The sequence below is a fragment of the Bradyrhizobium erythrophlei genome, from assembly GCF_900129425.1.
GTDB classification, from domain to species: Bacteria; Pseudomonadota; Alphaproteobacteria; order Rhizobiales; family Xanthobacteraceae; genus Bradyrhizobium; species Bradyrhizobium erythrophlei_C.
In genome coordinates this window covers 8,231,929-8,254,901 of sequence record NZ_LT670817.1, presented here as the reverse complement: position 1 = coordinate 8,254,901, position 22,973 = coordinate 8,231,929, and the positions used below count along the sequence as shown (strand labels likewise).

Below are 22,973 nucleotides of genomic sequence, written 5' to 3'. Positions count from 1 at the left end.
TAGATTGTCGAAACCGCCCATGGGGGTGATGCGATGGCAGGTTCATGAACCAACCGATAAAATCTCTCAAGGAAGCTCCGTTAGTCGAGCCTTCGCAAATCCCCAAGCCTCGGCCGCGCCGGCGCCTCGTTCTGACATTTATCCTGGTTTTGCTGATCGTGGCCGGCGTGGTCTGGTGGACCAGGCACGAGGGCGCGCCGCAGCAGGCTGGCGCCGGTCGCAATGCTGCACCGATGTCGATCGTGCCCGCGACCGTTGGCAAGGGCGATATCGGGATCAACCTCAATGCGCTCGGTACCGTCACCTCGCTTGCCACCGTCACCATCAGGACCCAGATCAGCGGCTATCTGATGAAGATCGATTTCACGGAAGGTCAGGAGGTCAAGAAAGGCGACCTGCTCGCCGAAATCGATCCACGGCCGTACGAAGCCACCCTGGCGCAGATGAAGGGTCAGCTTACGCGCGACGAAGCGCTGCTGAAGGGCGCTCAAGTCGATCTGGCCCGCTACCAGGGCCTGGCGGCGCAGAATGCCGTGCCGCATCAGACGCTGGACACGCAAATCGCCCTGGTCGCTCAGGACCAGGGCACGGTCGAAGCCGACCGCGGCATGGTTCGGTCGGCCGAGGTGAACCTGCAATATTGCCTTATCCTGTCGCCGCTGGACGGCCGCGTCGGACTGCGCCAGGTCGACCAGGGCAACTATGTGACTCCCGGCGACACCAGCGGTCTCACTGTCATCACGCAATTGCAGCCGATCAGCGTTCTGTTTACGGTCCCGGAAGATAACCTGCAGGCCATTTCGAAGCGGCTGCAGGAAGGAGCCGTGCTGCCCACAACTGCCTATGATCGCGGCGGCGCCAACAAGATCGCCGACGGTTCATTGCAGACTTTCGACAGCCAGATCGATCCGACCACCGGAACGATCAAGCTGCGGGCGCAGTTTCCGAACGAATCGAAGGCGCTTTATCCGAACCAGTTCGTGAATGTCCGGCTGCTGCTCGACACCCACAAGGGCGTCACCACGATGCCGACGGCGGGCGTCCAGCGCGGGGTGCCGGGCACCTTCGTCTATCTCGTCAATGCCGACAGTACCGTGTCGGTCCGTCCGGTCAAACTCGGGGTCACCGACGGCGACAACGTCGAGGTTAGCTCCGGACTGGCGCCGGGCGATCGCATCGTGGTCGATGGAGCCGACAAGCTGCGCGACGGCGCCAAGATCAACATACGGACGGAAGCCGGCACCGGCACGCCGCCGCCGCCGGGCCCGGTCAAGTCGGGCGGCAAGAAACAGCGTTCGGATAGCGGACAGAAACAATGAGTCCGTCGCAGCCGTTCATTCTGCGGCCCGTGGCAACCACCCTGCTGATGATCGCCATCATGCTGTCGGGCTTGCTGGCGTTCAGGTTCCTGCCGGTCGCCGCTTTGCCCGAAGTGGACTATCCGACCATCCAGGTGCAGACGTTCTATCCCGGCGCCAGTCCTGACGTGATGACTTCGTCCGTCACCGCTCCGCTCGAGGTGCAGTTCGGCCAGATGCCGAATCTAAACCAGATGAGTTCGGTGAGTTCGGCCGGGGCATCGGTCATCACGCTGCAGTTCGGGCTCACGATTTCCCTCGATGTTGCCGAACAAGAGGTCCAGGCCGCCATCAATGCCGCGGGCAATCTGCTGCCCTCCGATCTTCCGGCGCCGCCGATCTATGCCAAGGTGAACCCGGCCGACGCGCCGATCCTGACGCTGGGGCTGACGTCGAAAACAATGCCGCTGACGCAAGTCGAAGATTTCGTCGATACGCGTCTTGCGCAAAAGATCTCCCAACTCCCCGGCGTCGGCCTGGTCAGCATCAGCGGCGGGCAACGGCCGGCGGTACGCATTCGTGCCGACATCCGCAAACTCGCCGCCTACGGACTCAACATCGACGACCTGCGCACCACCCTTGGCAACGCCAACATCAACACGCCGAAGGGAAACTTCGACGGAGCGATGCGGGCCTATACCATCAACGCCAACGATCAGATCCGCAACGCCGCCGACTATAAATCGCTGGTCGTAGCCTACAAGAACGGCTCGCCGGTCCGGCTCAGCGACGTCGGCGACGTCATCGATGGCGCCCAGAACGACAAGCTTGGCGCCTGGATGAACGAGACCCCGGCGATCATCCTGAATATTCAGCGGCAACCCGGCGCCAACGTCATCTCGGTGGTCGAGGGAATCAAGGCGTTGTTGCCGCAACTGCAGGCGTCGCTGCCTGCCGCGATCGATCTCAACATTCTGACCGACCGGACCGTGACCATCCGTGCATCGGTGCAGGATGTGGAATATGAACTGACGCTCGCCGTGATCCTGGTGGTGCTGGTGATCTTCGTGTTCCTGCGCAATACGCGGGCGACCTTGATCCCGAGTCTCTCGGTCCCGCTATCGCTGGTCGGCACGCTCGGCGCCATGTACCTGTTCGGCTTCAGCCTCAACAATCTCTCGCTGATGGCGCTGACCATCGCCACCGGCTTCGTGGTCGACGACGCCATCGTCGTGATCGAGAACATCTCCCGTTACCTCGAAGAGGGCGATACCCCGTTGCAGGCGGCACTGCGCGGCTCCGAGCAGATCGGCTTCACCATCATCTCGCTCACGGTGTCGCTGATCGCGGTGCTGATTCCGCTGCTGTTCATGGGCGACGTGGTCGGCCGGCTGTTCAGGGAGTTCGCCATCACGCTGTCGGTCACGATCCTGATTTCCGCCGTGGTGTCGCTGACCTTGGTGCCGATGGCCTGCGCCAAGCTGCTCAAGGCCGAAACCGAAACCCGCGAGAACGCCTTTCAGCGCTACAGCCGCGAAGGGTTCGACCGGATCATCCTGGTTTACGGGCGTGCGCTCAACTGGGTGCTCGATCGCCAGACCTTCGTGCTCTTTATTGCCTTGGGCACATTCGCGCTGACCGCCTTTCTCTACGTCGCCATTCCCAAGGGGTTTTTTCCGCTGCAGGACACCGGCGTCATTCAGGCGATATCCGAGGCGCCGCAGTCGGTGTCCTACGCCGCGATGGCAGAGCGGCAGCAGCAACTCGCCAGCGCCATTCTCAGGGATCCAGACGTCGACAGTCTTTCTTCATTCATCGGCGTCGACGGGACCAATACCACGCTCAACAGCGGCCGGATTCTGATCAATCTCAAGTCGCACGATCAGCGCAAATCCGACATCGCCACGGTGATGCAGCGCATCAAGAACAGCACGGCATCGCTGACCGGCATCACCCTCTATATGCAGCCTGTCCAGGATCTGACGATCGAGGGCACCGTCAGCCGGACCCAATACCAGTTTATCCTGCAGGACGCGGATCCGGCACAGCTTGCCGAATGGACGCCCAAACTGGTCGACAAGCTCAATCAGCTTCCGCAGCTTGCCGACGTGGCCAGCGATATCTCGAACCAGGGTCTGTCGGTCTACATTCAAATCGACCGTGATCAGGCCGCCCGTTTCGGCATCACGCCGGCGACGATCGACAATGCGCTGTACGACTCGTACGGCCAGCGCATCGTCTCCACCATCTTCACCAACTCCAACCAGTACCGCGTTATTCTCGAAGCCGACCCCAGCCTGCAGACCTCGCTGAAATCATTGTCGGACATCTATCTGCCGTCGTCGGTCGGTGGCCCGCCGGTGCCGCTGGCGGTGATGGCCAAGATGCGGGAAGAGACCGCGCCGCTGCAGGTCTCGCATCTCGGCCAGTTTCCCGCATCCACCGTATCCTTCAACCTGGCGCCGGGCGCCTCGCTCGGCGAGGCGGTGACGGCGATCAAGCAGGCGCAAGTCGACATCGGCCTGCCGCTCAGCGTCATCAGCAGCTTTCAGGGCGCGGCCCTGGCGTTTCAATCCTCGCTCTCAAATCAGCTTTTCCTGATTCTGGCCGCGATCGTCACCGTCTATATCGTGCTGGGCGTGCTCTATGAGAGCTTCATCCACCCGCTCACCATCCTCTCGACGCTGCCATCGGCCGGAATTGGCGCGCTGCTGGCGCTGATGGCCGCCGGCGACGATCTCACCATCGTCGCGATCATCGGCATTATCCTTCTGATCGGCATCGTAAAGAAGAATGCGATCATGATGATCGACTTTGCGCTGGACGCCGAGCGCAACGAGGGCAAGCCGCCGCGGGAGGCGATCTACCAGGCCTGCCTGTTGCGGTTCCGCCCGATCCTGATGACAACCATGGCCGCCGTGCTTGGCGCATTGCCGCTGATGCTGGGGACCGGCGCGGGTTCCGAACTGCGGCATCCGCTCGGCATTTCCATCGTCGGCGGCCTGCTGGTCAGCCAACTGCTGACCTTGTTTACGACGCCGGTGATCTATCTCTGGTTCGACCGCCTGGCGGCGCGGTTTGCCGGACCTGCCGGCGAAGGCCGCCCGGCCAACGAGTTGAACTGAGCCATGGGCCCGTCTACCCCCTTCATTCGGCGGCCGATCGCAACGACGTTGCTGACCTTCGGGCTTGCCGCGGCGGGGGCCGTCGCGTTCTTCAAGCTGCCGGTGTCGCCGCTGCCGCAGGTCGATTTTCCGACCATTTCGGTCCAGGCGACGTTGCCCGGTGCCAGCCCGCAGGATGTCGCCACCACGGTGGCGAGCCCGCTCGAGCGCCATCTCGGGCAGATCGCCGACGTCACCGAGATGACCTCGTCGAGCACGGTGGGCGCGACCCGCATCACCCTGCAGTTCGGGCTCAACCGGGATATCAACGGCGCGGCGCGCGACGTTCAGGCGGCGATCAACGCGGCTCGCGCCGACCTTCCGACCAGCCTGCGGTCCAATCCGACCTATCGCAAGGTCAATCCCGCCGACGCCCCGATCCTGATCCTGACTTTGACGTCGGACACGATGACGCGTGGCGATCTCTACGACGCGGCATCGACCGTGCTGGCGCAGAAACTGTCGCAGGTCGAGGGAATCGGCGAAGTCATTGTCGGCGGCAGTTCGCTGCCTGCGGTGAGAGTCGATCTCATTCCGCAGGTGATTTACAAATACGGCATCGGTCTCGAAGACGTCCGCGCCGCACTTGCCAGCGCCAACGCGCACAGCCCGAAGGGCGGCATCGACGTCGGCGATCAACGCTACCAGATCTACGCCAACGACCAGGCCAACAAGGCCGCCGACTACCAGTCGCTGATCGTCGCCTACCGGAACGGCGCGCCGGTCCACCTTTCCGATATCGGCGAGGTCACGGACGGGGTCGAAAATCTCCGCAACGCCGGGCTGGCAAACGGCAAGCCGGCCGTGCTGGTCATCCTCTACCGGCAGCCGGGCGCCAACATCATCTCTACCGTCGATCTGGTGAAGGGGCTGATGCCGCAGCTGCGGGCGTCGGTTTCGCCTGCCATTGACATCGGACTGGCGGTCGACCGGTCGACCACCATTCGCACCTCGCTGCGCGACGTCGAGCGCAGTTTGATCCTCGCCGTGCTGCTGGTGATCATCGTGGTTTTCGCATTCCTGCGGAACCTGCGCGCGACGCTGGTGCCGGTCGTGGCGGTGTCGGTGTCGCTGATCGCGACATTCGCGGCCATGTACCTGATGGGCTACAGTCTCGACAATCTGTCGCTGATGGCGCTCACGGTCGCGACCGGTTTTGTGGTCGACGACGCCATCGTCGTGCTCGAGAACATCACCCGCTATATCGAGGACGGGATGTCGCCGCTGCAGGCCGCCCTCAGGGGCGCCAACGAAGTCGGCTTCACCGTGCTGTCGATGAGCATTTCCCTGATTGCCGTCTTCATTCCGATCCTGCTGATGGGCGGCATCGTCGGCCGCCTGTTCCGCGAATTTGCCATGACGATCTCCATCGCGATCGTGATCTCGCTGGCGGTTTCGCTGGCGACCACGCCGATGATGTGCGCCGTGCTGCTGCGTCATGAGTCCGGCCAGGGGCATGGACGGCTCTACCGGGCCAGCGAGCGGTTCTTCGATTCGATGCTGAATTTCTATCGGCGGACACTGACCGTGGCACTGCTGCATCCGCGATCGATCATGGTGGTGCTGGGGGCCGTGCTGTTCCTCAATTTTGTTTTGTATTACTACATCCCCAAGGGCTTCTTCCCGCAGCAGGATACCGGACGGGTGGTCGGATCGATCCAGGCCGATCAGAGCATCTCGTTTCAATTGATGCAGCAGAAGCTGGCGCAGTTCGTCACCATCATCAAGCAGGATCCCGCGGTCGAAACCGTCGTCGGCTTCACCGGCGGCGGCCAGACCAATTCCGGCTTCGTGTTCGCCTCCTTGCGCCCGCTCGGCGAGCGCAACATTTCCGCCGACGGCGTCATCGCGCGGTTGCGGCGCGAGATGTCGGTCGTTCCCGGCGCAACCCTGTTCCTGCAGGCCGTGCAGGATATCCGCGTCGGCGGCCGGGCCAGCAATGCGCAGTATCAATACACCCTGCAGGGCTCCTCCCTGGAGGAGCTCAATGACTGGACGCCGAAGATCGCCGCGGCCCTGCAGGGCGACCCGAACCTCGCCGACGTCAACAGCGACCAGCAGAACAAGGGGCTGGAATCCGATCTGGTGATCGATCGGGACGCCGCCGCCCGATTGGGAATCACCGTCAGCCAGATCGACAACACGCTCTATGACGCGTTCGGCCAGCGCCAGGTTTCGACCATCTATGTCGCCCGCAACCAGTATCATGTGATCATGGAGGTGGCGCCGCGCTATTGGGAAAGTCCGGAAACGCTGAAAGACGTCTACATCAGCACCTCGGGCGGCTCGGTCGGCGGCTCGCAGGCGACCAACGCGGTGGCGGGCACTGTGGTTGCGACCGGAACGTCGGCCGCGGCCAACTCCGCCAACGCCCAGGCGGCGCGAAATCTCGCGACCAATTCGATCGGCGCCACCGGCAAGGGCGTTGCCTCGACCGGCTCCGCGGTCAGCACCAGCCAGGAGACCATGATTCCGCTGTCCGCGGTGGCGCATTTCACGCAAGGGGCTACTCCGCTTGCGGTCAATCACCAGGGGCTGCTGGTCGCCAGCACGATTTCGTTCAATCTGCCGCCGAATGTCTCGCTGAGCACCGCGATCGCCTCGATCGAGGCCGCCATGAACAAGATCGGCGTGCCCGCGTCGGTGCGCGGGACCTTCCAGGGCTCGGCGAAGGCCTTCCAGGACTCGCTGAGCAACCAGCCCTTCCTCATCCTGGCGGCCCTGGTCACGATCTACATCGTGCTCGGCGTGCTCTACGAAAGCTACGTTCATCCGCTGACCATTCTGTCGACCTTGCCGTCCGCGGGCGTCGGCGCGCTGCTGGCGCTGATGGCGTTCCATGTCGACTTCAGCATCATGGCGCTGATCGGCGTCATTCTGCTGATCGGCATCGTCAAGAAGAACGCCATCATGATGATCGATTTTGCGCTCGACGCCGAGCGCAGGCGCGGTCTCAGTCCGCTCGATGCCATCCACGAGGCCTGCCTGCTGCGCTTCCGGCCGATCATGATGACGACGATGGCGGCCATGCTCGGCGCGCTGCCGCTTGCGCTCGGCATGGGCGATGGCGGCGAACTCCGGCAGCCGCTCGGCATCGCGATCGTCGGCGGCCTTGCGCTCAGCCAGCTGCTGACGCTGTATTCGACGCCGGTCATCTATCTCTATATGGACCGGTTCCGGATCTGGAGCCGGGGTCTCAGGGGCGGACGTGACGCCCCGTTTTCGCCCGGCCCCGGGCTGCAGCCGGGCGAATAGATGTCGATAGTGGCACGGATGGATGGCGAAGCCCTTCAGCATGTCGTGTACGACGGCGAATTTAACGCAGCGCTCTCTTGCAGGCCGCTGCAACACCACTAGAATCGCGCCGCAAACGGGGGCACATGCGTAAACTCGCGTCGAAATCGATTTCTCCTGCCACCGGCTTTGGCGGCAGGGGCCGCATCACGTCGGCTCTCTCGGTGCTGCTGCTGGGCCCGGTGCTGTCCGGCTGCTTTATTCTCGGATCCGAGCGGCCTGAACTCGGCCTCGAGATTCCCCCGAACTATCGCGAAGCCGCCCGCGGCGCGCCCGACGCGGCCGTGCCCGCCGTCGACTGGTGGCGCGGTTTCCGTTCCCGCGAGCTGACGTCGCTGATGGAGAACGCGCAGATCGCCAATCTCGATATCGCGGTGGCCGTCGCCGAGATCGTGCAGGCCGACGCCCAGGTCGGCATCTTGGGTGCACCGTTGTTGCCGTCGCTGACCGGAACCGGAAACGCGGAGCAGCTCAAGGCGGGCGGGCTGCCCGCTACCCCGCAATTCAATCTCAGCGTCACTGCGAGCTACATGGTCGATCTCTGGGGCAAGAACCGCGCCACGCTGTTTGCCGCCGAGGAGAACGCGACCGTTTCGCGCTACAATCGCGAGGTGGTGACGCTGACGACGATCGCGAGCGTCGCCAACACCTATTTCGCGATCCTCGCCGCCCAGGACGAACTGCGTGTCGCCCACAACAACCTCGCTGCCTCCGAACGCATTCTGACGCTGATCAAAACGCAATTCGCCGGCGGCACCGCCTCGCAGCTCGATTTGTCGCAACAGGAAGCGCTGGTGGCGACCCAGCGCGCCTCGATCCCTCCGCTCGAGGTCACGCTGCGGCAGGCGATCGCCGCGCTCGCGTTGCTGGAGGCGCACGCGCCGGCGAACTTCCACGTCAAGGGCGGGTCGACCACGCAGATCGTGGTTCCCCGGATCACGGCGGGCTTGCCCTCGCAGCTGCTCTATCAGAACCCGGCCGTCCGGCTGGCCGAAGCGCAGCTCGCCTCCTCCAACTTCAGCGTCGAGGCCGCGCGCGCCGCGTTCTTCCCGCAGATCCAGCTGACCGCCGCGTCCGGGGTGCAGAGCGCAGCGCTGGCGTCGCTGTTCGGACCCGGCGCCTTTTTCTATTCGCTGTCTGCGGGGCTGACCCAGCCGCTGTTCGACGGCTTCCTGCTGCAGAGCGAGTTGAAGCAGGCCAAGGGCGTGCAGCTGCAATTCCTGCAGGCCTACCGCAAGGCGGTGCTGCTGGCCTTCACCGACGTCGAGCAGTCGCTGGTGGCGCTGGCGCAGTTCACCCGGCAGGAAAAACTGCAGACCGACGTGGTGAACGCCTCGCAGAGGGCGTTCGACGTCTCCGAAACCCAGTATCGCGGCGGCACCGTCAACCTGCTGACGGTGCTGCAGACCCAGCAGACGCTGTTCACGGCGCAGACCCTGCTGGTGCAGGTGCGGCTGTCGAAATTGCTGGCGGCCAGCAGCCTGTTTCAGGCACTGGGCGGCGGCTGGACACCGAACGGCACCTTGGCCGCGCTGCCGCCGCAAGGCCAGAATTGAACGGCGATGTACGCCCGGCAGGTGGCAGTCCATGGTAAGGAACCGGTCATGAGAACAACGCGGTTGATGGCGGCGATCCTGGTGGCGGCGATGGCGGGCGGCGGGCTTTCGGCCGCGCGCGCGCAAACCGTGTTCACGGCGACGGCGCCGAACAACACCCCGCTCGCCTTCGGCATGGATGTGGACCAGGTTTCGCGGGTACTGGGCGTGCCGCTGAACTATGTGCGCGGCCGCCCCGGCAACGAACTCTTCCTCGCTCTCGCCAATGTCAAGGGCGCGGCCTTGTCGGATCGCAATGACGGCCTCTATCTGCAATTCCGCCGCGGCCGGCTGACGGGATGGAAAGGCGATTGGCGAAGCAATCGGCCTTGCTGGTTATTGAGGATGCCGCTATGCGCAAACTGACACTCCTGGTTACCGCCGCGGTTGGTCTGGCGTCGGCGGCGATGACGCCGGTGCTGGCGCAGCAGGTCCGGCCCGGGCCCCACTCCCCTGCGAATCTGCCAAACGCGCAGGCGAGCCCGATTATCTGGTTTTTCGACGGCCGCGACGACGTCCGCGATTTTCCCACCAACGGATTCTATCCCGGCGACTTCGCCGCCTATCCCCCCGGCGTGTGGATCGGCGCCGCCGGCCTGTTCGGCTTCAACCCGCAGCACGCCACCGACACCCCGCCGCCGCGGGTCGCCGCCGCATCGCCCCGCGACCAGGCCTGGTGCGCCCGGCGCTATCGCTCCTACGACCCGGCCTCCGGCACCTTCGTCGGCAGGAATGGCACCCGCTACCGGTGCGGATGAGGGGATGTCGATAGCGCGAGACGCCACCGCGCTCGTCATGCGTCTTGCGAATCAACGGGTCGCGCAAACGCGCGCTCGATGACAGGCTCCGCGAAGCAATCCAAAGCCCCCGCCGTCATTCCGGGATGGTGCGCCAGCACCAGACCCGGAATCTCGAGATTCCGGGTTCGATGCTTCGCATCGCCCCGGAATGACTCCGGGAAAACCGATTCAATTTTCAAACAGCAAGACCGTCATTGCGAGCGCAGCGAAGCAATCCATAGAGCAACAAGTAAACAAGAGTGGATTGCTTCGCTGCGCTCGCAATGACGCCAAGATATGAGTCCGCGATCTCGCCGCATGCTTTGCGCGAGGTTTGACCTGCTCGTTCCGCCCTCTCCAATCAGAGGGCGCGGGAAATGCCGGGCGCCCGATGCACCCGCAGCCTCGTGTGCGCTAGGGTAGTAAGTATGCACACGAGTATTCACAGCGAGTCACCGGAATCATCCGGCATTCCCCGCGCAATGGTTTACGGCTTATACCGTGCTCTCCCCGGTGATCGGCTTTCTTGCCACCGTCGTTATGCGGATTAATCCGCCAACTTGACACCAGCGTCGAGGTATCAGGACCACACGTCTTCGCCGTCCGCTGCAAGCAACGCCCGTCAAGCGCGCCGCCGCGTCCACCGCACCCCGCCCCGCGTCCGTGACGTTCGCGAAACGCCCCTCTGAGTGGAACAGGATGGCGGAGGATATAGAGGTGATTTGGGTGGATGGTCAATAATAGTTTCTGAAAATCAGAAAAATATCTCAGGCCACGGCGCTGTCGTTGATGGCCTGGATTTTCGTAAACAGCCGCGTTACCCGTTCCTCATCAAAGAGTTGATCGGGGCCGGTGGGGGCGATGTCCGTGAAGGGCGGCTCATAAAGCAGCGCCGGGTCCATCACGCCCTGGTCGGTCAGATGCTCGATGACCATGTTGACGAACTCGATCTGAGCCGCCGTCGCGATACCTGCTGCCAGAAATTCGCCGAAAGCGTCGCGGACTGCTGCGCGCTCCAGCCCGACCAGCGAGCGGACGAAGCGCCCAAAGCCATGACTTGTCTGGCGCGCGCGTTCGATATCGCCGGCTTCGCCGACGCCGGCGTCGAGCAACATCTTTTCAAGTTCGGTCAGGTCGGTTGGCGTGAGCGGTCTGCCCTGCCGCAGCTTGTGAAGCACGATGTGGTCCTCGTGTGCTCTGAGGAAATGTCGGGCCTTCTGCTTGAAACGCGCGAAGTCCGCTTCGCCAACCTGCGGCAACAGGTGTTCGATGCCATCACCGATCTCGTCGATGAAGTTCGAATACACCACCGCCTTTCTCGACTTTTCGATGTGCTGGACGAGATCGCGCAAGCGCAGCCGCACCAGTTCGAGCAGCGGTACGGTGACGCCCTCCCACCACTGATCCGTCTGAATCTCCTCAATCAGCACCGCCTGATGCGCGATAGCTGGGATACCGGTCTGGTCTTCCAGCGCCGAGGCGATTTCAAGGAGCTGCTTGCGCAGGGTGTCGAACCGCTTTGAACCCTTCAGCAGCGCCAGTTCCAGCGAGAACATCAGGAGATCGAAGCGCTTTGCTTCCTCGGTCCCGAGGCCCTCTTCCGAAGGAAGCGGCGCGATCTCATCGACCAACTCCTTGCGCTTCTCGTCGTCGATCGGCAGCCACGCTTGCGGCTTCTGGTATTTTTCGACGGTGCGGCGATGTTGGCGGACGATGAAGTTTTCCAGGTTTAGCCCGGCAACGGTGCCCTGCAAGGTATTCAGTGCTTCCGCTCGAATCTCCTGCTCGGTCGGTGGCGGGGCTTGGTCCCCCGTCGGCTGATATGGCTTCTGATCGAGTTCGGAAAACTCGCTGGACTTGGACTGTTTCTCGTCCAGCGCGCGCACCAGATCGATTCTGGCCGCGAACAATCGCTCCGACAGCGACTTCGCCGCGCTTGCCTCTTTCAGTTCCGGGTTGGCGCCGAAGAATTCGAGGTTCTGGCAATAATCGAAGACGCGGAAGAATTCCTTGTGCTGGCCCGGACCGAACAAATCTTCGCAAAGCCGGGTGCCGCGGCCGATCATCTGCCAGAACTTTGTTTTTGAGCGAACCTGCTTGAAGAACACGAGGTTCACCACCTCAGGCACGTCGATGCCGGTGTCGAGCATATCGACCGAAATGGCGATGTGCGGTGCCTTCGTCTTCTTTGAAAAATCGTCAATCAGCGTCTGCGCATAAGCTCCGGTCTTGTGGGTGATGACCCGGGCGAAATGTCCGGCGAGCGCAGGATAGGCCGCATTGAAACGCTTCTCGATGAACAGGGCATGGTCCTGATTCTTGGCGAAGATGATGGTCTTGCCGAGCCGGTCGCCGCCTTCAACCTTGATGCCATTCTGCATCAAATGGGCGATGACGCGGTCGACTGTGTCCTCATTGAACAGCCGCTTGTTGACCTCGGCCGCCTCGATGCCGTCGGGGATTTCATCCTCGCCCCATTCCAGCATGTCCCACTGGTCTTTTTCCTCCTCGCTCAGGTCGACGTAGCGCAAGCCTGAACGCACGATTTTCAACGGCACCGAGATCGCCTTCGGTGGCACCAGCCAGCCGTCGGCCACCGCCTCGTCGAGCGAATAGGCGTCGGTCGGCACGCCGTCTTCGAGGTCGAATAGCGAATAGGTATTCTTGTCGATTTCGTCCTTGGGCGTAGCTGTAAGCCCGACCAGGAACGAATCGAAGTATTCGAAGATCGCCCGAAAACGCTGATAGACCGAGCGATGCGCCTCATCGATGACAATCAAGTCGAAATGCCCGGGGCCGAATTTCGCCTTGCCCTCCTGCTTGCCGTCGATCAGGTTCATCATGGTCGGATAGGTCGAGAGAAACGTCCGCCCGTCGCTGGTGCGTTCGGTGACGAGATTGACCGGTGCGGCATCGAGCAGATGCGCCTTGAAGGCGCCGGCCGCCTGGTTCACCAGCGCCACCCGGTCGGCAAGAAACAGCACCCGCTTCACCCAGCCCGCGCGCATCAAGAGATCGACCAGCGCGATCACGGTGCGCGTCTTGCCGGAGCCCGTCGCCATCACCAGCAGCGCCTTGCGCTCGCCGTCCTGCTCGAAACTGCGGGCGACGTTGCGGATCGCCCGGTGCTGATAGGGACGCTCGACGATCTTCCGGTTGATCGCTTCCGAACCGAGCTTCTTCCGGCCGGTGCGGCGCTGGACTACAAGCTCAAGCTCGTCGCGCTTGTAGAAGCCGCCGATTTCACGAGGCGGATAGCGCGTATCGTCCCAGATCCAGTGCTCGTAGCCGTTGGAATAGAAGATCACCGGGCGCTGGCCGAAACGCGCCTCCAGGCAGTCGGCGTAGAGCTTGGCCTGCTGCTGGCCTACCCGCGCATCCTTGCGGGTGCGCTTGGCCTCGACGAGGCCCAGCGGCTTGCCATCGGCGCCCCACAGCACGTAATCGACAAAGCCGATGCCTTCGTTGTTCGGCATGCCCTCGACCCGGAATTCGAGGTCGTCAGGCTTGTCGAGTGCCCAGCCGGCTTCGCGCAGGAGAAGGTCGATATAGCGGTCGCGGGTTTCGGCTTCGTTGTAATTGTGAGTATCGGGCTTGGCTTCGCTGGCCTTGCGCGCGGCGGCGACGGCGGCGCGAAGCGTGCTCAATTCCTCGTCGAGGCTTTGCTTGTCGGTCAGAAGTTTGGTCAGTTCGCCGTTTTTGGCGTCGAGTTCGGCTTGTTGCGCCTTAAGTTGAACGAAGGCCTTCTTCAGCACCTCGTCGCGGCGCGAAAGTGCGGAAGCATCGAAAGCGAGGCCATCGGCCGGCTTTGCCTTGCGCGCATAGGTGCGGGCGAGCCAAAAGCAGACGTGAAACAGTTCTTTCACGGCGCCCGTGGCGTCGCCGGGGCTGATGGTCTTTTCTTCGTGCACCGCGCGATTGCGCAGCGTGTTGATGTATCTCGCTTTGGCAAACACAGCCTCGCCCGCGGCGTGGCGAAAGCTCGGTTCATGCAAGAGCGCGGATATATTATCCTGATAGGGCAGCTTCAGTCCGGGATCGGTGCGGAATGCCCATTTCACTGCGACCTCGACCGCCTTGCCGGCGAAGAAGGCCGCCGCCGTCGGGGACACCGCAGCCTGACGCTCCGCCTCCACCGCCGCCTCGTGCACGGCAGGAAATTCAAGAGCGAGGAAGGCGAAGTTGGACATGGTTTGTCCGAGTTAGAGGAGACCGGAGAAGGCGCGGGATTGGAGGGAAAAGAAGAGTGAATCTGCAAGAGCAGCTTGTCGAACGCTGCGCGTCTGTTCACGGCGAACCTTCATAACAATGTTCGAGAATTCATTCTGCAGATCTAGAGGAGGCACCGCAACCGGGAGCTCCCGAAGCCGCCCCAGAGTTATCTCAAGAAACGTTGCTCCCTTTACTTGAGCGGCAATCCAACGCTGTGTGCTTTCAGTTCGTATATACTCAAGAAGATAGTGGAGCTGAACATTGTCTCCTGGCGCGATGCGAGCTGTGCCTTGTGTGAGGTTTGCGCCTTCGAGTGCCGGCGGCACGACTGCAGTTGTCCCCACGGTTGCGCGAATGCTCATAACGATATCACCGGCGTCAACACGTGACCGAGAAAAACGCGCCGCGAGAGCGGGGTCTGTGCGCTTTAGGCCTCCGATCTGAATGTTTCCATCCACTAGATCGCCAGTTCGGATGTAGGGAATACCACCGGGAAACTCCGGCCCAGCTTGCACTATGCCGTAGGTTACGATGGTTCCCTTCTTCACCACATCCTTCAGTTCATAAACAGGATCTTTCCGAAAACCAAACATCTCCCGAAAGATCGACTGCGTAAGACTGTCGAGCAGGTCGATCGCACGTTTGCGCTTGCGGCGCAGTGCATTCGCCTCGTCCAGGATTGCCGCTATCCGCCGTTGCTCATCGAGCGGGGGGAGAGGGAGTCGGGCTTCTTTGATTTTGGTTAGGCTTAACGCCGGCTGCGCCGTCGTCGATGCGACGCCGACAAAATATCTCTTGGCTTCACCGGACACCAGCCAGTGATGAAGGTAGCGGTCGTCGATCAACCGTCGATTGGGACGTATGCGGGCCAAATTTGCCGGTATGATAGCGATGGGATGACCGTTCAGATGGTCGATAATCGCTGAGTATCCAATCGAACCGATTTTTATGACAAGATGATCTCCGATCTCAACTGAACTTCTAGCCAACTCTTTGGCTTTCGTGGGGCTTACGTAGCGAACCTCCTTCCATACGAATTGATCACCAGTGATATTTTTTCCCTGAAGCACTGGAACGCCAGTCTCCACATAATCAGAGATCTTCAAATTCGAACCGAATGGGCCATCAACAATCGAATGCGAGACCTCTCCAAGCGAGACAGTAGGGGCCCTCAAAGCATCCTCTCCAATTCTTCCAGCCCAGATGCGGTCTCCTTCTCCAACGCCTTCAGTTCGGCGATGATCTCCTTCGGTGGTCGGTGCTCGGCCGTTTCATGCACGACTTCCTTGTAACGATTAATCGAGAGGTCGTAACCGGCCGCAGCTATCTCGGCCTTCGGCACGCAGAAGCTTTGCGCGGTGCGTTGGCGCTTACCCTCTGCGCTACCACGTTGCGACCAGCGCGCGGCGATGTCCGGCAGGTTGTTCTTTGCGTGTTCGTCTTTGTTGAGCTTCGCTCTCGGTCCGATCTTTTCAGATGCGAGCAGCGGAGTCCGCTTGTCGTCCAGCGAAAATCCGTCTGCCTGACAATCATAGAACCAGACCAGATCCGTGCCCCCCGAATTGGTCTTCGTGAATAGGACGATCGCTGTCGAGACGCCGGCATAGGGTCGGAATACGCCTGACGGCAGCTTAACGATACCGTCGAGCCGGTGATCCTCCACCAACGTGCGACGGATTTCCTTGTGCGCCGTGGAGGAACCGAACAGCACGCCATCCGGCACGATCACCGCCGCGCGGCCGCCTGGCTTCAGCAGCTTGAGGAAGAGTGCCATGAACAGAAGCTCGGTCTTCTTGGTCTTGACGACCGCGAGCAGGTCTCTCGCGATGGTCTCGTAGTCGAGCGAGCCGGCGAACGGCGGATTGGCCAGGACGAGGCTGTAGCGGTCGGAATCGCCGGCATGTTCCTGCGCCAGCGAATCTTTGTAGCGGATGTCGGGATTATCGACCCCGTGGAGCGTCATGTTCATCGAACCGATTCGCAACATGGTGCCGTCGAAGTCGAAGCCGTGGAACATCTCCTCGTGGAAATGATTGCGCGACTGCTTTTCCTGAAACAGTTTGGGGTGGTTTTCGCGCAGATATTCGCCGGCCGCGACCAGGAAGCCGCAAGTGCCGCAGGCGGGATCGCAGATCACATCCTTCGGCCCGGGCGCCATCATATCGACCATCAGCGCGATGATGTGGCGCGGGGTGCGGAACTGGCCGTTCTGGCCGGCGGTGGCGATCTTCGACAGCATGTATTCGTAGAGGTCGCCCTTGGTGTCGCGATCCTCCATCGGGATTTCGGCGAGAAGATCGACCACCTTGGCGAGCAGCGCAGGGGTTGGAATGGTAAATCGGGCACCCTTCATATGTGCGGCGTGGGCCGTATCGGCTTCGGCCATGTTGCGCAGGAACGGGAAGACATGCTCGGAGACGATCTCGAACATCGTCGCCGGGTCCTTGTTCTTCAGCCTGGACCAGCGCATGTCCTCATAGGCGATGCCGCCGCCCTTGCCGATCTTGTCCTTTCCTGTCGGGAATATTCGGCGCTCGATCGGCTTCTTGAGTCGATTGGCCTTGTTCTCTTCGAGCGTGTGCAAGTCATCCAGCCCGCGCATGAACAGGAGATAGGTGATCTGCTCGATCACCTCGAGCGGATTGGCGATGCCGCCCGCCCAAAAGGCGTTCCAGACGTTGTCGATCTTGGAGCGAAGTTCACCCGTCAGCATGCCGGCCCTCGATTTGATGTCTCGGAAGCTGCAATAGCAAAGGTTTCAAAGAAGACGAAGCGTGGCGACCCGCCCATCCCTCCAAAACAAAAACAGCCGGGTCTTTCGACCCGGCCGTTTCAAAACTCTCAACCGCTAACGCAGTCTAACGCGAGCCGCTCACCCCGCCTTCGCGACCGGCTCCGCCTTCGCGGTCTTCTTCTCGATCGCGCGCTTCAGCTCCAGCGCGCGGGGCGAGAGGACGTCGGGCTTGGCCTTGATCAGGAAGGCATCGAGGCCGCCGCGGTGATCGACGCTCTTGATGGCGTTGGTCGAGACGCGCAGGCGCACGTTGCGGCCGAGCGCGTCGGAGATGAAGGTGACGTTGCACAGGTTCGGCAGGAACCGGCGCTTGGTCTTGATATTGGAGTGGCTTACCTTGTGGCCCACCTGCGGGCCCTTGGCCGTCAGTTCACAGCGCCGCGACATCTGCAGAAACCCTCTTCCATCCCCGCCCTCCGGTGCCATGCGGGCGCCGCGCGGGGGTTCAAAATCATGTCCATCCAGGGAACCGCGGACCTATAAGACCGAAGGCGCGGGGCGTCAAGGTTTGGGCCCGGTTCCGAGGCCCGGAAATGCCGGTTTCGCCGGTGTTCCCTAGGGCTTTAGCCATCATATAAACGGCGTATTCGCCGCCGACATCCTGTTTCACTGCTTGCTTTACGCGGTTTGGCGCGATTTGCGCGAAATGCAGGCCGGCCCGTTGTTTGCCGGACGTTTTTGCTTAAATGATCAATTACCGCGCGAAGTTGAGGACGGCCAATCAGTGACCACGTACCGGATGATTTCGCCCTGGCTGGCAAAAATGGCGCTGCGGGTCATGGGCCTGTGCGCCGGGGCGCTGGTGCTGACGGCGCTGGCGCCTTCCGCCTCCGCCCAGGGCCGGCTCGACGCGCGCTATGAAGCGTCGCTGGCCGGTATTCCCGTCGGCAAGGGCGCCTGGACCATCGATATCTCAGAGGATTCGTTTTCGGCGTCCGCCTCCGGCGGCACCTCGGGATTGTTGAAGGCGTTCACCGGCGGCTCCGGCACCGGCGCAGCCCAAGGCCGCGTCGTCAACGGCGCGCTGGTGTCGACCAACTATGCCGCCTCCACCACGACCTCGAAGAAAACCGAGGCGATCCACATGGTGCTGGCCAACGGCAATGTGAAAGAATACGGCATCGACCCGGTACCTCCCGTCGATCCCGACCGGCTTCCGGTCACCGATGCGCATCGCCGCGGCGTCTACGATCCGATGACGGGAGCGATGCTGCGGGTGCCCGGCACCGCCGATCCGCTGACGCCCGAGGCGTGCCGCGCCGGGGCCGCGATCTTCGACGGCCGCATGCGCTACGATCTGACGCTCGACTTCAAGCGGATGGAGACGGTCAGGGCCGAGAAGGGCTATCAGGGCCCGGTTTTGGTGTGCGCGGTGTATTTCTCTCCCGTCGCGGGCTATATCCCCGACCGCGCCGTGATCAAATATCTCGCCGCCCAGCGCCACATCGAGATCGCCTTCGCGCCGGTCGCCGGCACCCGCATCCTGGTGCCGTTCTGGATGAAGATCCCGACCCCGCTCGGCCCCGCAATGCTGGAAGCCACCCAATTCATCACCCAGGCCACGCCACCGCGCGTCGCCAAGACGCAGTGAGGGAAATTCCTTTGTCATTGCCGGGCTTGACCCGGCAATCCATCTCTTCTCTTCGTCATGGCCGGGCGATCGCCTTTTCCCCTTCTCCCCTTGTGGGAGAAGGTGGCGCGCAAAGCGCGCCGGATGAGGGGTCTCTATCCGCGGAGACAGACCCCTCACCCGTCTGCGATGCTTCGCATCGCAGCCACCCTCTCCCACAAGGGGAGAGGGGAAAGCACCGGTTCCCGTCATGGCCGGGCTTGACCCGGCCATCCACGTCTTCCTTTTTTGCGTTTGGCAAAGACGTGGATGCGCGGGTCAAGCCCGCGCATGACGAGTTTTGGATGGCCGCTGCCGGTGTCGGCGAATCGGCATTCCGGACGGAGTTCGCGCTTGACTCTTGCGCGCTTCTGATTCGACTCCGCGTTCTCGTTTCGATTAAGGAATTCACGCTGTTTCCGTGGCTTGTCGAGCCCGTTCAAACTTGATCTAGTGCCGAATATGACTGGTCCACGCGAGATGTTGCGGTGAACGAAACCGGGGAGCACGGAGTCAGCGATTCGGGCGCGATTCGTTCCGGACTCGTTCCAGAACCTAAGCCGCGACCCCGCCGCGTCGCATTGTGAGACAGTTTTAACTGTGCGCATATTCCAATCGCAAAACCGGTAGCCACCTTTGCGGAATACGCGTCAAACGCCAGCGACGCAGAAACATCCTTGAAAACATGACCTTTTCGTCCCATCTGCCCACGTTCGCGAGCGAACGGGCCCCCGGCGCCGGTGTCACCGCAGTGCTCGGGCCCACCAATACCGGCAAGACTCATCTGGCGATCGAGCGGATGCTCGCGCATTCCTCGGGGGTGATCGGCCTGCCGCTACGGCTGCTGGCGCGCGAGGTCTACAACAAGATCGTCGATCGCACCGGCGTCGATTCGGTGGCGCTGATCACAGGCGAGGAAAAGATAAAGCCGCCGAAGGCGCGGTTCTGGGTTTCCACTGTGGAAGCGATGCCGCGGGATATCGACGTCTCGTTTCTCGCGGTCGATGAAATCCAGATCGCCGCCGATCTCGAGCGCGGCCATGTCTTCACCGATCGCATCCTGCACCGGCGCGGCCGTGACGAGACGCTGCTGTTGGGTGCGGCCACCATGCGCCCGATCATCGAGCGGCTGCTGCCCGGCGCCAGCATCGTCACGAGGCCGCGATTGTCGCAGCTCGAATTCGCCGGCGACCGCAAGCTCACGCGGCAGCCGCGGCGCACCGCGATCGTGGCGTTCTCGGCCGACGAAGTCTACGCGATCGCCGAACTGATCCGCCGCCAGCATGGCGGCGCCGCGGTGGTGCTGGGCTCGCTCAGCCCGCGCACCCGCAACGCGCAGGTCGCGATGTTCCAGTCCGGCGACGTCGATTATCTGGTCGCAACCGATGCGGTCGGCATGGGGCTGAACCTCGACGTCGATCACGTCGCGTTTGCGTCGGACCGCAAATATGACGGCTATCAATTCCGCCGCTTGAATCCGTCCGAATTCGCGCAGATCGCCGGCCGCGCCGGGCGCGCCACCCGCGACGGCACCTTCGGCACCACCGGCCGCTGCGCGCCGTTCGAGCCGGAACTGGTCAACGCGCTGCAGAACCATACGTTCGACAGCGTCAAAGTGCTGCAATGGCGCAATTCGAAGCTGGATTTCACCTCGCTCGGCGCGCTGCAGGTGTCGCTGGCGCTGACGCCCACGCATGAGGCGCTGACCCGCGCCCCGATCGCGGAGGATCTGCGGGTGCTCGATCACGCCGCGCGCGATGCCGATGTGCGCGAGATGGCGCATGGCGCAGCCGCGGTGGAGCGGTTGTGGGACGCCTGCCAGATACCGGACTACCGCAAGATCGCGCCGGCCGCCCATGCCGAACTGGTGACGACCTTGTTCGAATTCCTGATGAAGAAGGGTCGGATACCGGACGCCTGGTTTGCCGCCCAGGTCGAGCAGGCCGATCGCGCCGACGGCGATATCGACACGCTGTCGGGGCGGATCGCGCAGATCCGGACCTGGACCTTCGTCGCCAACCGCCCGGACTGGCTGGCCGATCCCGAGCATTGGCAGGGAATCACGCGCGAAGTTGAAAATAAATTGTCTGATGCGCTCCATGAACGGCTCACGGAGCGTTTCGTTGATCGGCGGACCAGTGTATTGATGCGCCGCCTGCGGGAAAACACGATGTTGAATACGGAAATCGGCAAGACCGGCGAAGTGATCGTAGAAGGCCATGTGATCGGCCGTCTCGACGGATTCACCTTTGCTCCCGAGGCGGCGGAAGCCGGCTCCGACGCCAAGGCGTTGCAGGCGACCGCGCTCAAGGCGCTTGCGGGGGAAATCGACGCCCGCGCCGAGAAACTGTCGGCAGCACCCGACGAGCAGTTCGTGCTGGCGTCCGACGGCACGCTGCGCTGGACCGGCGATGCCGTGGCAAAACTGGTCGGCGCCGACGACGCGCTGCATCCGCGGCTGCGCATCGTTGCCGACGATCGGCTGAGCGGCGCGCCGCGCGAAGCGGTGCAGACGCGGCTCGATCTGTGGCTCAAGACCCATATCGAAAAACTGCTGGGACCGCTGTTCGACCTCAACAAGGCCGAGGACATCACCGGCATCGCGCGCGGCATCGCGTTTCAACTGATCGAGGCGCTCGGCGTGCTGGAGCGTTCGAAGATCGCGGCCGAGATGAAGGATCTCGACCAGCCGTCGCGGGCGTCGTTGCGCAAATACGGCGTTCGCTTCGGGGCCTATCACATCTACCTTCCGGCGCTGTTGAAGCCCGCGGCGCGCGCGCTGGCGTCGCTATTGTGGGCGCTCAAGCTGGACAATGTCGACATGTCGGCGCTGTCGGGCGCGCAGCATCTCGCCGGCAGCGGCCGCACCTCATTCCCGGTCGACAAGCTGCTCGACCGCGACGCCTATCGTGTGCTGGGCTACCGGCAATGCGGCGAGCGCGCGGTGCGGGTCGATATCCTGGAACGTCTCGCCGATCTGATCCGTCCGGCGCTGTCATGGCGCGAAGGCTCATTGGGCGCAAAGCCCGCCGGCGCCTTCGATGGCCGTGGTTTTGTCGTGACGCAGGCGATGACCTCGCTGACCGGTTCGGCCGGCGAGGATTTCGCCTCGATCCTGCGCGCGCTCGGCTATCGCATGGAGCGCCGCCCGGCGCCGCCGCCGAAACCGGTGCCGGCACCGGTCGAGGCCGTGGCCGCGGAGCAGGCTCCGGCCGAAGCCGCGCCGCTTGACGCCGCATCATCGGAGATTTCGTCGCCGGAGGCGGTGTCCGCGGAAAGCGCGGCTGCCGAAGCCGTTGCGCCAGAGCCCGTGGCGGCCGCTGAAACCGCCGATATCGCCGATATCACCAGCGATATGCCGCAGGTGAGCGAAGAGATCGCAGCACCGTCGGCGACATTGCTGCCGGAAGTCGCATTCTCCGCTGATGCGAGCGCGGATGAACCCGCGACCGTCGAAGCCGCATCAGAAGAAGCCCAGCCGGAACCTGCGGCTTCGATAGAAGCGCCAGCAGCGGACGCCCCTCACGATCATGCCGCCGTCGAAACGGCAACGGAAACGGTAAGCGGCGATGCGGCACCAGCAGAGGCAGCCGCCGCCGCTGCGGAGCCCGCCGCGGTCGCCGCGCCCGCCGAACCCGAAATGGTCGATGTCTGGCGCCCCGGCGGCCGGCCGGAAGAGCGCCGGCCGCGTCATGATCGCAGCCGTCACCGCCACCAGGGCCATCAGGATCGTCCCGCGGAGGGTGCCGCACCCGCCGTTGCTGCCGGCGAGCCCGGCGAGGCCGTCAAACACGAGCGGCATCGGCGCGGACGGCGCGATCGCAACCAGGATTTCCGCAAACCGCGCCCCGATGCGCCGGTCGAAGCCGCCGCGGCAGCGCCGGCCGAAGGCGCGCCGGTCGTCCGCGAACCGCGCAAGGACGAGGGCCGCCCGCCGCGCGAGCGTTTTGGGGGCCGCGACAAGGACAAGGGCCGGGAAGGCGACCGGCCTCAAGGCAAACCTCAAGGCAAATTCGGCGGCCGCGACAAGGGCGGCCGCGAGCAGGGCGGTCGCGACAAGGGTGGTCGCGACAAGCGCGACAGCGGACCCTCGCACCGGCAGTATGCCACGAGTGCGGCGCCGCGCGAACGCGAGCGCCCGGTCGATCCCAATTCGCCTTTCGCCAAACTGGCGGCGCTGCGGGAGCAGCTCACCGCCAACCGCAAGGATCGCTAGATCCATTCTCGA

12 protein-coding genes are annotated in these 22,973 nt (G+C 63.0%); 8 read left to right on the top strand and 4 right to left on the bottom strand.

Annotation, left to right across the window (positions count from 1 at the left end; all coding sequences use genetic code 11):
- Positions 1-44 precede the first annotated feature (44 nt).
- The 6 genes from B5527_RS39255 to B5527_RS39230 all read left to right on the top strand — a co-directional run bounded on the left by B5527_RS39255 (position 45) and on the right by B5527_RS39230 (position 10,109).
- Positions 45-1,319 (top strand): MdtA/MuxA family multidrug efflux RND transporter periplasmic adaptor subunit, encoded by a 1,275-nt coding sequence (locus B5527_RS39255; protein WP_079606276.1) that lies wholly within the window; start codon positions 45-47, stop codon positions 1,317-1,319.
- Positions 1,316-4,423: an MdtB/MuxB family multidrug efflux RND transporter permease subunit gene (locus B5527_RS39250; RefSeq protein ID WP_079606275.1), complete on the top strand. Its 3,108-nt coding sequence runs from the start codon at positions 1,316-1,318 to the stop codon at positions 4,421-4,423. The genes B5527_RS39255 and B5527_RS39250 overlap by 4 nt, the downstream gene beginning before the upstream one ends.
- Before the next feature lie 3 nt (positions 4,424-4,426).
- The gene (locus tag B5527_RS39245; RefSeq protein WP_079606274.1) at positions 4,427-7,717 is read left to right on the top strand and encodes an efflux RND transporter permease subunit; all 3,291 of its coding nucleotides are present in this window, start codon (positions 4,427-4,429) and stop codon (positions 7,715-7,717) included.
- 125 nt (positions 7,718-7,842) lie between these two features.
- Positions 7,843-9,312, top strand: a complete 1,470-nt coding sequence (locus B5527_RS39240; protein ID WP_079606273.1) for an efflux transporter outer membrane subunit — start codon at positions 7,843-7,845, stop codon at positions 9,310-9,312.
- 66 nt (positions 9,313-9,378) lie between these two features.
- Positions 9,379-9,717, top strand: a complete 339-nt coding sequence (locus B5527_RS39235; RefSeq protein WP_172842803.1) for a hypothetical protein — start codon at positions 9,379-9,381, stop codon at positions 9,715-9,717.
- The gene (locus B5527_RS39230; protein WP_245332428.1) at positions 9,705-10,109 is read left to right on the top strand and encodes a BA14K family protein; all 405 of its coding nucleotides are present in this window, start codon (positions 9,705-9,707) and stop codon (positions 10,107-10,109) included. The genes B5527_RS39235 and B5527_RS39230 overlap by 13 nt, the downstream gene beginning before the upstream one ends.
- 788 nt (positions 10,110-10,897) lie before the next feature.
- Here B5527_RS39230 and B5527_RS39220 read toward each other — a convergent pair.
- The 4 genes from B5527_RS39220 to rpmB form a co-directional block, all read right to left on the bottom strand.
- Positions 10,898-14,320, bottom strand: coding sequence for a DEAD/DEAH box helicase family protein (locus tag B5527_RS39220; protein ID WP_079606271.1), 3,423 nt, complete (start codon positions 14,318-14,320; stop codon positions 10,898-10,900).
- A 12-nt stretch (positions 14,321-14,332) separates the two neighbouring features.
- Positions 14,333-15,517 carry a restriction endonuclease subunit S gene (locus B5527_RS39215; protein WP_079606270.1) on the bottom strand — a complete coding sequence of 395 codons (1,185 nt, stop codon included), beginning with the start codon at positions 15,515-15,517 and terminating at the stop codon, positions 14,333-14,335.
- The gene (locus B5527_RS39210; protein ID WP_079606269.1) at positions 15,514-17,055 is read right to left on the bottom strand and encodes a type I restriction-modification system subunit M; all 1,542 of its coding nucleotides are present in this window, start codon (positions 17,053-17,055) and stop codon (positions 15,514-15,516) included. The genes B5527_RS39215 and B5527_RS39210 overlap by 4 nt, the downstream gene beginning before the upstream one ends.
- Before the next feature lie 159 nt (positions 17,056-17,214).
- Entirely contained in the window at positions 17,215-17,523 is a 309-nt protein-coding gene (rpmB, locus tag B5527_RS39205) for a 50S ribosomal protein L28 (RefSeq protein WP_079607845.1), read from the bottom strand.
- A gap of 391 nt (positions 17,524-17,914) precedes the next feature.
- Here rpmB and B5527_RS39200 point away from each other — a divergent pair, with 391 nt between their 5' ends.
- Together B5527_RS39200 and B5527_RS39190 are read left to right on the top strand one after the other, a co-directional pair.
- On the top strand, positions 17,915-18,727 hold the full coding sequence (locus B5527_RS39200; protein ID WP_079607844.1) for a DUF3108 domain-containing protein: 813 nt from the start codon (positions 17,915-17,917) through the stop codon (positions 18,725-18,727).
- A 703-nt stretch (positions 18,728-19,430) separates the two neighbouring features.
- Positions 19,431-22,961 (top strand): helicase-related protein, encoded by a 3,531-nt coding sequence (locus B5527_RS39190; RefSeq protein ID WP_079606267.1) that lies wholly within the window; start codon positions 19,431-19,433, stop codon positions 22,959-22,961.
- The last annotated feature ends 12 nt before the right edge of the window (positions 22,962-22,973 follow it).